Source organism: Marinobacter sp. es.048 (genome assembly GCF_900188435.1).
Classification (GTDB): Bacteria; Pseudomonadota; Gammaproteobacteria; order Pseudomonadales; family Oleiphilaceae; genus Marinobacter.
In genome coordinates this window covers 1,766,541-1,779,310 of the sequence record NZ_FYFA01000001.1, presented here as the reverse complement: position 1 = coordinate 1,779,310, position 12,770 = coordinate 1,766,541, and the positions used below count along the sequence as shown (strand labels likewise).

The window sequence follows — 12,770 nt, the reverse complement described above, 5'->3', positions numbered from 1 at the left end:
TTCCCGGGTCTTGGACTCGCTAATGTCCAGGTCCGATCAGCTCAAGTTCGTTAAGTATATGGGCACCCTGCTCTGACCGGGCTCTGATCACCACAGAGCGGCCTTCGGCCTGAACCTCCAGATGAATCTCCAGATCCGGCTCTGGCAAAACACCTTTCCCGCGCTCGGGCCACTCAATCAGGCACAAATTTTCTCCGGAGAAGTAATCCCGGATGCCCATATATTCCAATTCTTCTGCATCGCCGAGGCGATAAAGGTCAAAATGGTAAGTCGGAGGGTTCAGGGTTTCGTAGGGCTCAACCAGCGTATAGGTTGGACTCTTCACAGCTCCTTCGTGACCAAGCCCGCGCATGACGCCCCGACTGATGGTGGTTTTACCCATACCGAGATCACCATCCAGATAGATAACCAGGCCGTGGTCAGATTCTGCGACCGTTCTCGCCAGCTCACGGCCAAGATGTTCGGTTTCAGCCTCGTTTTCCAGAAAAAGCCGGCGCTCGTTACCCATTATGCTCATAGTTCTCTCGCCTCCGGGCTCCTTTCAGACTCCCGAAAAACCAACGGCAGCGCATCGATCACATCGTTGGGTATCAACCCGATAAACCCATTGATTTCTGCAGCCCTGTCCGCCGCCGCCATGTGGGCCGACGCTCCGAACACGGCAGCTTTCTGTCCATCGCCAATCTGTCCCAGAATCGCCCCGATAATGCCCGAGAGCACGTCACCCATTCCGCCAGTGGCCATGCCCGGGTTGCTGCCACTGATAACATCAAGGGCGCCGCCTTCAGAAGCGACAATGGTGCCCGCGCCTTTCAGCAGAACCGTTCCGCCATACAGCGCCTGCAATTTTCTGGCGGCAGCCATCCTGTCTGCTTCTACCTCCGGCACCAGACAATTCAGCAGCCTGGCTGCCTCGCCCGGGTGGGGTGTCAAAATGTGATTGTCCGCCGGCACGGCAACCCGGCCTGATAAAAGATTCAGGGCATCTGCATCCAGTACCCTCGGCTTGCCGCTGGCAATGACCTGCTCCAGCATCTGCTGTCCCCAGGCACTCCGGCCGATACCGGGGCCACATACCACCACCGAAGCGGCGTCCAGCAGTGACGGCAATTCTGAGCCATGAATCAGGCCATGAACCATCACCGACGGGCATCTGGCCAGGGCAGCCGTCACGTGCTCAGGTCGGGTTGCCAGCGAGACAAGCCCTGCCCCGGAGCGAGCAGCGGCCTCGGCTGCCAGCAGGCCGGCTCCGCCAAAGCCACGATCACCAGCTACCACCAGCACATGCCCGAAACGACCCTTGTGGGCGTTGGCCGGCCGGGGCGGCAGCCAGGGCATTACTGACCTCCAGTCACGGCGGCAGGCTATTGGCCGCTGACCACTGCCAGCGATTCCGTCGGCGGTATCCAGAGACTCGAAAACTACCTCGCCGCACACTGCTGCACCCTGTCCGGTAAACAGGCCAGCCTTGAGGCCGATAAAAGTCACCGTCATGGCGGCATTGACCACATCCCCTTCGGCTGCTCCGGTGGTGGCGTTAAGCCCGGAGGGCAGATCCACCGCAAGGACTGGAGCTGGTGCACTGTTACACCGGCCTATCAGGGCGGCAAAGGGTTCTCGGGGCGCGCCGGACACACCGGTACCGAGCATGGCATCAACAATCAGGCCTGCACCGGCAAAAAGATCATCCTGCGATGACTCGCTAAGAGCCTCCAGGTCAAGAACATCGACACCGTCCGCCAGCGCCTTTTGCCAGGCTTTACGGGCGTCGCCGGACAATTTGCACGCTGGTGCAACGGCGACACAGCTAACCTCCAGGCCATGCCTCTTTGCGCTGGCTGCGACCAGGTAGCCATCACCACCGTTATTACCTGCACCGCACAGAACCAGCACCGAGCCACAGTTTGGCCAGTGTCGTACCAGGCAGCGAAAAGCGGCGTGGGCGGCGGACTGCATAAGCTCAAAACCATCAACGCCTTGTTGATCAATCACATAGCGATCGATCTGCCTCACCGCATCGGCGGAAAAGAGTGCGTCTGGTAAACTGTGCCCAGCGGACGGCGGCATGAACCTTTGCTCCCGTTACAGAAACCGGTTTAAGAAAATTGGCCAGCTACCTGTAAAGCATAGCAAAACAGTACGAAAGGTCATAACTTAATCAGATTAAATATCCGTACCCGGGTTCGCCAGCGAACTCCAGCACCGGCAGTGACTATGAGCACCACATCATCGTGCACGACAACACACCCGGAACTCGCTGATCTGCCAGCGCTTATCCGCCAGTGGGCAGCCGAATTCGGTTTTGCCGATGTGGGCATTACCAACGCGGACACCGGCGAGCACGCCGACCATTTGCGAAACTGGCTGGCAGCAGGTTATCAGGGCGAGATGGACTACATGGCCCATCACGGTGACAAGCGTTATACGCCCACCTCCCTGATGCCGGGTACCACGCGGGTCATCTCCGTGAGAATGGACTACCTGCCCTCACCGGACAGCCCGAAAGAAGCGCTTACTGACCGGGAGGGCGCCTACGTTACGCGCTATGCGCTGGGGCGGGATTACCACAAGCTGATCCGCAAACGGCTTGCGCAGCTGGCAGCAAAGATTAATGAGGCTGTTAGCGGATACGATTACCGCGCTTTCGTGGACAGTGCTCCGGTGCTGGAACGCGCCCTGGCGCAGAGAGCGGGTCTCGGCTGGATCGGCAAGAACAATATGCTGATCCACCCGAAGGCCGGCTCGTTCTTTTTCCTCGGGGAAATCTTCACCAGCGCGCCCCTGCCCATCGATGACCCCTTTGAAACCGACCATTGCGGCAGTTGCTCCTCCTGCCTGGACCTCTGCCCCACTGATGCCTTTGTCGGCCCTCACAAGCTCGATGCCCGACGCTGTATCAGCTACCTGACCATCGAGCTGAAAGGGAGCATTCCAGAAGAGCTGCGACCGCTGATGGGCAACCGGGTTTTCGGTTGCGATGACTGCCAGCTGGTTTGCCCCTGGCAGAAGTTCAGCAAGCCCACCGGCGAGAAGGATTTTCAGCCCAGACACGGGCTCGACAACAGTTCCCTGGCAGAACTGTTTCTCTGGACCGAGGAGCAGTTCCTGAAACGCACCGAGGGATCCGCGATTCGGCGAACAGGTTATGAAGGCTGGCTTCGCAACCTGGCTGTCGGGCTGGGCAATGCGCCCTCAACCATTCCGGTGATTGAGGCCCTGAAAAAGCGCGCGGATTGCCCCTCAGAGATGGTCCGCGAGCATGTACAGTGGGCATTGAGGCGGCACGGCCTATAGTTTGAAGAAGTGTTCCCGGTAATGGCGCAGCTCGTTAATGGAGTCGCGGATGTCGTCCAGAGCAAGATGGCTGCCTTTCTTTTTAACCCCGGCCAGGACATCCGGGCGCCAGCGGCGGGCAAGTTCTTTGACCGTCGATACATCAAGGTTCCGGTAGTGGAAGAAGCCTTCAAGTTCGGGCATGTATTTGACCAGGAACCGGCGGTCCTGACCGATGCTGTTGCCGCACAGCGGGGACTGACCGCTTTCTATGTGCTTTCTCAGGAAGTCGATGGTCTGCTGCTCGGCTTCAGACTCGGAGATATCGCTTTTCTGCACGCGCTTGGTAAGCCCACTTTCACCGTGGGTTCTGGTGCACCATTCGTCCATGGAGTCCAGAAAGGATTGTGGCTGATGGACGGCAATAACCGGTCCTTCCGCGACAATATTGAGTTCTGAATCGGTGATAATTGTGGCCATTTCGATGATCCGTTCTTTTTCCGGATCCAGGCCTGTCATTTCCAGATCAATCCAAACTAGGCGATTGCCTTCTGCCATTTTGTTACCAGCCTTCTAGATTTGAGTCCGCGGGCCTGGGGTTGTTGATCCGGGAAACGCTACGAGCACATCCATGTGCGCTTGGCGTCGGCCATCCATGGCCGACGCCATTCCCGGATCAACAACCCCACCCCCGCAGCAAAGTTAAGAGATATACAAGAAAAACGTCATTGCCGGTCAATGTTAATGAGATTACACCGGTCTGATTTGTCTTTGTATTGTGGACGATTAACGTATGATGTAACACCTCACGCACACCAAATCTGGCATCAGCTAACTTCATGGCAAAACGGCGACTGAACAAACAGCAACAATTCCGTATCAAGAAAGTCCAGGAAGAGCGTGCGGCCCGGGCGGCGCGCAAGGAGAAGAAGGTTCAGGAGCAGGCTGACGCCGGAGAGCTCGGGCCAGAGCAGGAAGGGTTGGTCATTGCTCACTACGGGCAACAGCTGGATGTCGAAGCGCTCGAGGGCGATCAGGAAGGCGCTGTGGTGCGCTGCTTTGTTCGCGCAAACATTGATAGCCTGGTGACCGGTGACAAGGTTGTCTGGCGCCCGGGAAAGAACGAAACCGGGGTTATCGTTGCCCGGAGTGAGCGTCGCAATCTGCTGCAACGGCCGGATAACTTTGGTGCCCTGAAGCCGGTGGCCGCGAATATCGATCATATTATTCTAGTGATCGCGCCGGAGCCGGAGCCTCACGATAACCTGATCGACCGGTATCTGGTGGCCTCCGAGATCACGGATATTCCGGCGGTGATTCTGTTGAACAAGACCGATCTGATCACCAACAGCAACCGGGAAAGTATCGACGCGCTTCTGGGGCGGTATGAGGCCCTGGGTTATGAGGTGGTTCGAACATCTGCCGCTGAGTCTGGTGGTAAACCTTCGCCAGAGGTTGAGGCGCTGGTTAAGGATCAGACCAGCGTTTTTGTTGGCCAGTCCGGGGTGGGCAAGTCGTCTATCATCCAGACCCTGATGCCTGATGAGGCCATTCGCGTTGGGGCTGTGTCAGAGAGCACCGGCAAGGGAATTCATACCACAACCACGGCCAAACTGTTCCACCTGCCCCTTGGCGGTGAGTTGATCGACTCGCCGGGCATTCGTGAGTTCGGGCTCTGGCATATGACAGCGCAGGAAATCGAGTATGGCTTCCGGGAAATCCGGGAGGTGATTGGCACCTGCAAATTCCGCAATTGCCGACACATGCGTGACCCTGGCTGTGCCATCGACAAGGCGGCAGATGAGGGGAGAATCAGTCCTGAGCGGCTGAAAAGCTTCCACCGGATCCTTCAGGATATGACTGAAAAACAGGCCCGGGGACTGAAACTCGACTGACGACCCCGAACGGCCTTACCAGTTAAGCTCGCCAGGTGCGGGCTCTTCTCTTTCCTGCAGCCATTCCCCGCTTTCCAGACGCTCGCGAGCCGCTCCCTGCTCTGCCTCAGCCGGCTGAGTCAGATCAATCAGCGGCTCATTCGACTGGCCGGCAGTGCTCTGAATATTATCGACGGCCTTCTTGTTCAGAACGATAATTGAGATGCGGCGATTAACAGGCGCATTGGGGTCTTCCTTGTCAAACAGCACGGAATCGCTCAGCCCGACAACGCGAGCGATCTGCTGCTGCCGAACGCCCCCTGCAACCAGGGCCCTTCGGGCAGTATTTGCACGGTCTGCCGACAACTCCCAATTGGTGTAACCGGGCCGGCCGCTGAATGGTGTGGAGTCGGTGTGTCCGGTGATGCTGACTTTGTTGTTTACTGAACCCAGCGTCTTCGCCAATTCAAACAGAATATCCTGGGAGTAGTACTTGAGTTCGGCCCGACCGCTGTCGAACATCGGGCGACCCGAGCGATCGACGATCTGAATGCGCAAGCCTTCGTCGGTTATATCGATCAGTAACTGATCCTTGAACTCCTGCAGAGTCGCATCCTGCTTGATTTGCTTCTTCAGCTCCTGAAACAATTCCTGCATACGGCGCTGTTCAAGAGTTTCAGAGAGCTCGTCTACTACTTCGTCTTCAATCTGGATCTGGCTCGATTCGATATCGGGACTCGCCTCGTTAACCACCGAGGCACTACCCTCAAGATCAACCGGGTTTGGCGAGCCACCTTCAGTGAAACCAACAGGATCCCGAAAATAGCCCTCAACTGCTTTCTTTTGTTCTGGAGAGGCTGTCGCGGTTAGCCAGAGCACCAGGAAGAACGCCATCATCGCAGTGGCAAAATCGGCAAAGGCGACTTTCCAGGAGCCGCCGTGATGGCCTGCGACAATTTTTTTCTTGCGTTTGATGATGATCGGCTGTTCTTCCACGAATCGGCTCCGGGGTCAGGTGCTTGCAATTTTACTTGGAGCGAACGTGATCGTTCAGTTCCTGGAATCCGGGGCGCTTGTCCGTGGGCAACGCCTTGCGGCCGAACTCAATGGCCATCTGGGGTGCCTGCCCGGAAACAGTCGCAACAATAGCTGATTTGACGCACTCGTATGCCTTCAGCTCATACTTCGCAGAATGCTCCATGGCAATGGAAGCAGGACCCACAAAACCATACCCCATGAAAATACCCAGAAAAGTACCCACCAAGGCTGCGGCAACACTGAGACCGATCTTTTCCGGCCCTTCGGTGAGAAAGTTCATGGTAATTACGATACCGAGAACCGCTGCAACGATGCCGAGCCCCGGCAGCGCATCGGCGATTTTGTTGACAGCGTGGGCAGGCTCCTCAAGCTCGTGCTGACGACTGTCAATCTCGTTCTCCATCATGCCCTCCAGCTCATGTGTCGCCATATTGCCGGAGCTTATGATCCTGAGGTAATCAGTAATGAACGCCAACAATTCTTTGGATTTCATGACTGCCGGGTATCGACTGAAAATCTGGCTGGCCTCGGGATTGTCGATGTCCTCCTCTATCGCCATGACACCCTGTTTGCGCGACTTGTCGAAGATTTCATAGAGCAAACTCAGGAGATCCATATAGAAAGCCTTTTTGTAGGGCGAGCCCGTGAGCAGCTGAAGGCTTTTTCCAAAGACCTCTTTAAGAGTGTGCAGGGGGTTGGCAATGATGAACGAACCCAAGGCTGCGCCGAAGATAATCAGCACTTCGGTTGGCTGCCAGAGCACCATCAAATTGCCGCCGTGTAGAACATAGCCAGTCAACACACTGGCCATCACGATAATTGAACCGACGATCAGTAACATAGAATCTACGCACGCCCTATTTTTCTTGGTTAACGGCCTGAGCCGGAATCAGCCTCGCAAAAGGTGACCTGATAATAGCAAGGCCGCGCCGCAACCGCGAAGCCATGAAACAATTTCTATACAGGTGGCAGTCTTTGGTAAACTTCGCGCCTTTGAGCGTAAAGGATCACATCTAATGTTCGACAAGCTTTTTGTTCTGAGCCAGTACATCACGCCGCAACTGGGGGTATCCAACCTGGCCGGCCGTCTGGCGGACAATGACCGCTCCCCCGCGCTCAAGAACCGGGTGATCAAGTGGTTTATCGGCCGCTACGGCGTTGACATGAGCGAAGCCGCCGAGCCGAACCCTGAAGCCTACGCCACGTTCAACGATTTCTTCACCCGGGAGCTGAAGCCTGGCATCCGCCCCCTGGCCGACGGCGAAAAAACCCTGATCAGCCCCGTCGACGGCGCTATCAGCCAGCTCGGTCAGGTCACTGGAGACCGGGTTTTCCAGGCCAAGGGCCAGTCTTTCAGCCTGAGCGAACTGCTCGGTGGCGAGGGGGCGACCACTGCTCCGTTTGCCGATGGCGAGTTTTCGACAATCTACCTCTCTCCCAAGGATTATCATCGTATCCATATGCCTGTGGCAGGCACGCTGCGACAGATGATCCATGTTCCCGGCAAGCTTTTCTCAGTCAATCCGGTAACCGCCGAGAATGTCCCGAACCTGTTCGCCCGCAATGAGCGGGTTGTCTGCATCTTCGACACCGATTTCGGCCCCATGGCCCTGGTGCTGGTTGGCGCCATGATCGTTGGCAGTGTGGAAACCCGCTGGGCGGGCGTTGTTGTACCCGGCAGCAAGCAGGTTACTGCAACCCGCTATGAAGGCGAGCAGGCCATCAGCTTCGCGAAGGGCGAGGAAATGGGAAGGTTTCGACTGGGTTCCACCGTCATCATGGTCATGCCCAGGGGCGCCGTGGCCTGGAACGGCGATCAGGTAGCAGGAAAAACCGTTCGCATGGGCGAGGCGTTCGGCGCCCTCGCTTGATCATGCCCGTTCGAACGGAAATGCCAATACCTCACTGATATCCTGAACCCCGAGCTTGAGCATCAGCAATCGGTCCAGCCCGAGCGCCACACCGGAGCACTCGGGCAACCCCCGCTCAAGCGCAGCAAGAAATGCCTCATCCAGCACCATTTCCGGCTTACCAGACCGCCTGCGCAACTCGTTGTCGGCCTCAAATCGCAGCCTCTGTTCCTCTGGATCGGTTAATTCCCAGTAACCGTTACACAGCTCCAGGCCGCCGATATAAAGCTCGAAACGGTGCGCTGTTTCAAAGCCATCGGATCTTGAAACCCTCGCCAGCGAAGCCTGAGACGCCGGATAATCGGTTATGAACACAGGCTTCTCCCGGCCAAGGTGCGGTTCCACGGCAAAACTCATCAGAAAATCCAGGCAGCCGTCGCGCCCAAGACCCGCCAACTGCTCAGGCTCCAGCCATTGCTCACAGCGCTGCATCAGTTCGCCATCGGTTGCGGCAAACGGATCGATGCCTGCCCAGTGTTGCAGTGCCTCCCGGTACTGAATAGTGACCGGCCGCTCACATTGCAGCCAGCCGCAAACAAGATCCGACACTTCGTCCATAAGCGCCACGTCATCGAACCCGGTCCGATACCACTCCAACATCGAGAATTCCGGGTTATGGCGGCGTCCCTTTTCGCCATCACGGAACACTCTGGAGACCTGATAGATCGAGCCGGAGCCGGCCGCAAGCAAGCGCTTCATGTGGTATTCGGGAGACGTCTGGAGCCAGCCCCCGGTTCTGGAGCCAGCGGTGACCTGCGCATGAATGCCGTCCAGATTGGCGTCAGTGACGCCGCACCGCCCCAGAATCGGCGTCTCCACCTCAAGCACGCCTCTTTGCGCAAAAAAGCCGCGCACAAACGCCAGTTGCTGTGCGCGGCTTTTCAAAGCAGCCTGTGAGGCAGAAGGCTGCCAGACAGGGTCGCGAGTCATGACTGGTTTAACTGCTCTTGACCCGGCTGACGTATTCGCCTGAGCGTGTGTCGACCTTGAGCACTTCACCGATCGTTATGAACAGAGGTACGTTGACCACGGCTCCGGTTGAGAGGGTCGCGGGCTTGGAGCCGCCCTGGGCGGTGTCGCCTTTCATGCCCGGGTCGGTATCAACCACTTCGAGTTCGACGAAATTGGGGGGCGTTACCGACAGCGGCGAACCGTTGTAGAGGGTCACTGTGTAGACGTCCTGCTCTTTCAGCCACTTCAGGGCATCGCCAACTGCCTTGGCATCTGCAGGATACTGCTCGAAGGAGCCGTCAGTCAGCATGAAGTGCCAGAACTCACCGTCGGTATAGAGGTATTCCATGTCCTGATCAATGACATCTGCGGCTTCCAGACTTTCGCCGGACTTGAAAGTGCGCTCCCAGACCCGGTTGGTCATGAGGTTACGCAGCTTTACGCGGTTGAAGGCCTGCCCCTTACCGGGTTTGACAAACTCGTTCTCGAGAATGATGCAGGGGTCGCCATCCAGCAAAACCTTAAGACCGCCGCGAAATTCGTTGGTAGAATATGAAGCCATGAAATGTCCACCTGACAAAATACTGTTTAGAATTCGAAGGGCGATATGATACAGCGAACCCCCGCCCGTATAGAAGCCCACCTTTCCGACCATGAGCATCGCAGCTGGCAGCAATTGCTGTCGGAGTCTGTGACGTCGCCGGAAGAGCTGCTCCGTCGCCTGGAGTTACCCGAGGAACCATGGCTAACAGCAGCACGGCAAGGTCACCGCCTGTTTTCGGTTCGCGTGCCCGAGCCGTTTCTTGCGCGCATGGAAAAGGCCAACCCGGCCGACCCCCTGCTCAGGCAGGTGCTTCCCCTTGCCGAAGAAACTGCACACGCGCCGGGTTTCGTCAGCGATCCACTGGAAGAGTCGGGCGCCGTTGCCACCACCGGGCTTATCCGCAAGTACCGCAGCCGCGCCCTGCTCATGGTGACGGGGCAGTGTGCGATAAACTGCCGCTACTGTTTCCGCAGGCACTTTCCCTACGATGAACAACGCCTGAACCCGGACGACCGGCAGCGGGTGATTGACACCCTGGGCGCCAGCCCGGAGATCAATGAAGTCATTTTCAGCGGCGGCGACCCGCTGGCGGTCAATGACCGACTGCTGGCCCAGTGGGCAACCGCAATTAGTAGCATCCCCCACATCCGCCGCCTGCGCCTGCACACACGCCTGCCAGTGGTTATCCCACAACGGGTCTGCAACGAGCTTTTGAAGTGGCTTTCGACGACGCCGCTTCAGGTGGTTATCGTCCTGCACGTCAATCATCCCGCGGAAATAGACACAGCCACGCGCCGCGCCCTGGGCTATCTCCGGGCGGCAGGAGCGACGCTGCTCAACCAGAGCGTTATCCTGAGGGGCGTGAATGATCGGGCGTCGGTGCTTGAAGAATTGAGCGAGACTCTGTTTGAGGCGGGCGTCCTGCCCTACTACCTGCATGCGTTTGACCCGGTGGCAGGTGCCCACCACTACGATGTGCCGGATGAAGAGGCACGAAACCTGGTCCGCGAACTGCTGTCGCGATTGCCGGGGTTCCTGGTGCCGAAGCTGGTGAGAGAGGAACCAGGCAAGGAAAGCAAGACCCCGATCAATCTGTTCCCGTGACAGGCTCCGCAAAAAACGGCCCAAATTCACTTGTCAAAGATTGTCAACTCATGATCTTCTCGCTTTTTACAACTGGTTTGATACTTTAAAGTCCAGTAACGTTGCAGATAAAAATATGTATTTACGGCGTTTTCCTGACAGGCCGGCGGACATTAAGCAGCCGCCAGCTGGGCAGGGCCAACCCCGGAATACCACCTGTGGTCCAGACATTGGCAAGCATTCATGGAAGGTAAGACCCTGAAACCCGATCTCCGCGTTCCCGAACAGAAAACGGCCAGCCTGTCCTTCTGTGACACGACGCCCAAGGCGTTCCGGGTCTGGATCGACCAGTTGCCGATGGCCAATATCGGCGAGGTATCACGGCAGCTCTACCATGCCATTATCGAGTTGAATCACCTTTTCCTCGCACCCCAGCAACGCATGCAGTTCCTGGAACTTATCCGGGAAAAGATTCATTTCGTCTGTAGCGAGCTTGCCCGCCACTACTTGGGTCTTGCCGTGGCCCTTCCTGAGAAGCAACGAAAAATCGCCAATCTGTCTCAGGCACTCCAATTGCATCTGGCCGGCGGTTACAAGCTGTGTGTTCTGGAATTCATCGACAATGGCGGACTGGACAAAAATCGCCGCCAGATTGCCACCGCCTCGCATCGCGCCATTTCCGAGCTGTCGGCAACGATTCTGAGATCGCATCAACTCTACTGCCCGAGCCCTTCCCAAAGCTGGCTGGAGTGTCACCGGCTATTCCGGTTCGCTCATCGCAACAAGCTCTCTGTGGTTCAGGTGGAGGACGATACGCTTCAGCATCGTCATACCAGCTCGGTTGCCGACAGCTACAAGCGAATCCTCCTGCTAGGCTGCGCGCGCCCGAACCAGCTGCGCCAGGCCGAACTTCTGCACGTTTATGAACTCTTCGAATCCTGGACTGACCACACCCGATGCGGGCCGGATATTGAGGACGACAGCCTGTTTGTGATCAACATGGAGCGAGACAATCCGCCGTTTTACCGTAGCCTCCTCGAACAGAAGCCCGGGGACGACAGCTTCGGCTTTGACACGCGGGATCTCTCGGCGATGCTTTCGGAAACGCTCCACGCCCGTCGCGAGCATAAAGAAACCGATCACGAGCTTACTGTACCGGCAAAGGTTAGCGACACCCTGCTGACCCATCTCAGCCAGGCTCTGGGCATTCTCGCGAAACGGAACTTCAACCGCATCGCGAGCCAGGGGTCCCTTGAGGTCTGCGTCGGCCTCACAGCTGCGCACTACTTCATTGCCGGCGAGAAAACCTTTACCGAATTCGTGAATGGCAACGACAACGGGCACCATGAGGAAGAGAACCTTTTCGAACGATCCTCACGCCAGAAACAGGATGCCTGGTCAGGCGCTCACGATGCCGCCCCCAGCGACGACAGATTACATGCGGGCGACACGCCGATAAATTTCAAAGGCGCTTACGGTAACTCACAGGCCCCGTCGACGGACAGGAACCGGCCAAAATCGCACCATTCCCTGCTGATCAACACCAGCCCTGGCGGCTATTGCGTTGCCTGGGAAAGCAACGTGCCCCCCTCTTTGCAGGCAGGCGAGGTTCTGGGCGTTCGGGAGCAAAGCTCACACCCCTGGAGCGTGGCTGTGGTGCGCTGGATTCGACAGATCAAGAACCAGGGCACTCAGGTGGGCATTGAGCTGCTCGCCCCGAGCGCGTCACCCTGCGGGGTCCGCCTTATCCAGAAGGTAGGCAACAGCAGTGAGTACCTGCGTGGCCTGCTGTTACCGGAAATCAGCGTGGTCAACCAGTCCGCCACACTGATTACGCCTCGCCTGCCATTCCAGTCGGGAAGCCGCATCTCGCTGCTCCACGATGGTCGGGAAGATCAGGGCCAACTGTCCCGCAAGGTCTCCTCCACTGGCAGCATCAGCCAGTTCGAACTCAAATTGCAGAACGCAGCGACGTTGAATGCTGGTGCACCGCGGGCATCATCCGGAGCCAGCGAGGATGAATTCGACTCGCTGTGGCCATCTCTATAAGGTCGCCAAACTGAGACACCGGAACGCCGCAGAGGGTTGTTATTGATC

The 12,770-nt window shown here is 57.4% G+C and carries 12 protein-coding genes; 5 read left to right on the top strand and 7 right to left on the bottom strand.

Annotation, left to right across the window (positions count from 1 at the left end; all coding sequences use genetic code 11):
* Window positions 1–19 precede the first annotated feature (19 nt).
* The gene (gene tsaE, locus CFT65_RS08225; protein ID WP_088827575.1) at window positions 20–517 is read right to left on the bottom strand and encodes a tRNA (adenosine(37)-N6)-threonylcarbamoyltransferase complex ATPase subunit type 1 TsaE; all 498 of its coding nucleotides are present in this window, start codon (window positions 515–517) and stop codon (window positions 20–22) included.
* Entirely contained in the window at window positions 514–2,067 is a 1,554-nt protein-coding gene (locus tag CFT65_RS08220; protein ID WP_088827574.1) for an NAD(P)H-hydrate dehydratase, read from the bottom strand. Before CFT65_RS08220 ends, tsaE begins: the two co-directional genes overlap by 4 nt.
* Before the next feature lie 147 nt (window positions 2,068–2,214).
* Here CFT65_RS08220 and queG point away from each other — a divergent pair, with 147 nt between their 5' ends.
* The gene (queG, locus tag CFT65_RS08215) at window positions 2,215–3,294 is read left to right on the top strand and encodes a tRNA epoxyqueuosine(34) reductase QueG (RefSeq protein ID WP_088827573.1); all 1,080 of its coding nucleotides are present in this window, start codon (window positions 2,215–2,217) and stop codon (window positions 3,292–3,294) included.
* Here the strand turns inward: queG and orn are convergent.
* Complete coding sequence (gene orn, locus CFT65_RS08210) at window positions 3,289–3,831, bottom strand: oligoribonuclease (RefSeq protein ID WP_088827572.1); 543 nt, start codon at window positions 3,829–3,831, stop codon at window positions 3,289–3,291. The genes queG and orn overlap by 6 nt on opposite strands.
* A 281-nt stretch (window positions 3,832–4,112) precedes the next feature.
* Here orn and rsgA point away from each other — a divergent pair, with 281 nt between their 5' ends.
* The gene (gene rsgA, locus CFT65_RS08205; RefSeq protein ID WP_088827571.1) at window positions 4,113–5,168 is read left to right on the top strand and encodes a small ribosomal subunit biogenesis GTPase RsgA; all 1,056 of its coding nucleotides are present in this window, start codon (window positions 4,113–4,115) and stop codon (window positions 5,166–5,168) included.
* A 15-nt stretch (window positions 5,169–5,183) separates the two neighbouring features.
* Here the strand turns inward: rsgA and motB are convergent, their stop codons facing one another.
* Together motB and motA are read right to left on the bottom strand one after the other, a co-directional pair.
* On the bottom strand, window positions 5,184–6,143 hold the full coding sequence (gene motB / locus CFT65_RS08200) for a flagellar motor protein MotB (protein WP_088827570.1): 960 nt from the start codon (window positions 6,141–6,143) through the stop codon (window positions 5,184–5,186).
* Window positions 6,144–6,174: 31 nt separating this feature from the next.
* Window positions 6,175–7,026, bottom strand: a complete 852-nt coding sequence (gene motA / locus CFT65_RS08195) for a flagellar motor stator protein MotA (protein ID WP_088827569.1) — start codon at window positions 7,024–7,026, stop codon at window positions 6,175–6,177.
* Window positions 7,027–7,201: 175 nt separating this feature from the next.
* Between motA and asd the strand changes: the two genes are divergently transcribed.
* The gene (asd, locus tag CFT65_RS08190) at window positions 7,202–8,056 is read left to right on the top strand and encodes an archaetidylserine decarboxylase (RefSeq protein ID WP_088827568.1); all 855 of its coding nucleotides are present in this window, start codon (window positions 7,202–7,204) and stop codon (window positions 8,054–8,056) included.
* Here asd and epmA read toward each other — a convergent pair whose 3' ends face one another.
* Complete coding sequence (gene epmA / locus CFT65_RS08185; protein ID WP_088827567.1) at window positions 8,057–9,025, bottom strand: EF-P lysine aminoacylase EpmA; 969 nt, start codon at window positions 9,023–9,025, stop codon at window positions 8,057–8,059. It lies immediately after the preceding gene.
* Between the two features lie 7 nt (window positions 9,026–9,032).
* Window positions 9,033–9,608, bottom strand: coding sequence for an elongation factor P (gene efp, locus CFT65_RS08180; RefSeq protein ID WP_041645387.1), 576 nt, complete (start codon window positions 9,606–9,608; stop codon window positions 9,033–9,035).
* Between the two features lie 45 nt (window positions 9,609–9,653).
* Between efp and epmB the strand changes: the two genes are divergently transcribed.
* Complete coding sequence (gene epmB / locus CFT65_RS08175) at window positions 9,654–10,694, top strand: EF-P beta-lysylation protein EpmB (RefSeq protein ID WP_088827566.1); 1,041 nt, start codon at window positions 9,654–9,656, stop codon at window positions 10,692–10,694.
* Between the two features lie 222 nt (window positions 10,695–10,916).
* A complete protein-coding gene (locus tag CFT65_RS08170; RefSeq protein ID WP_088827565.1) occupies window positions 10,917–12,722 on the top strand; it encodes a GTPase in 1,806 nt (601 codons plus the stop codon).
* Window positions 12,723–12,770 lie beyond the last annotated feature (48 nt).

Excerpts from the sequence above, each read along its gene's own strand:
- asd (WP_088827568.1), top strand. The coding sequence starts at position 7,202 with ATGTTCGACAAGCTTTTTGTTCTGAGCCAGTACATCACGCCGCAACTG.
- orn (WP_088827572.1), bottom strand. The coding sequence starts at position 3,831 with ATGGCAGAAGGCAATCGCCTAGTTTGGATTGATCTGGAAATGACAGGC.
- tsaE (WP_088827575.1), bottom strand. The coding sequence starts at position 517 with ATGAGCATAATGGGTAACGAGCGCCGGCTTTTTCTGGAAAACGAGGCT.
- queG (WP_088827573.1), top strand. The coding sequence starts at position 2,215 with ATGAGCACCACATCATCGTGCACGACAACACACCCGGAACTCGCTGAT.
- motA (WP_088827569.1), bottom strand. The coding sequence starts at position 7,026 with ATGTTACTGATCGTCGGTTCAATTATCGTGATGGCCAGTGTGTTGACT.
- epmA (WP_088827567.1), bottom strand. The coding sequence starts at position 9,025 with ATGACTCGCGACCCTGTCTGGCAGCCTTCTGCCTCACAGGCTGCTTTG.
- CFT65_RS08170 (WP_088827565.1), top strand. The coding sequence starts at position 10,917 with ATGGAAGGTAAGACCCTGAAACCCGATCTCCGCGTTCCCGAACAGAAA.
- rsgA (WP_088827571.1), top strand. The coding sequence starts at position 4,113 with ATGGCAAAACGGCGACTGAACAAACAGCAACAATTCCGTATCAAGAAA.
- efp (WP_041645387.1), bottom strand. The coding sequence starts at position 9,608 with ATGGCTTCATATTCTACCAACGAATTTCGCGGCGGTCTTAAGGTTTTG.
- epmB (WP_088827566.1), top strand. The coding sequence starts at position 9,654 with ATGATACAGCGAACCCCCGCCCGTATAGAAGCCCACCTTTCCGACCAT.
- CFT65_RS08220 (WP_088827574.1), bottom strand. The coding sequence starts at position 2,067 with ATGCCGCCGTCCGCTGGGCACAGTTTACCAGACGCACTCTTTTCCGCC.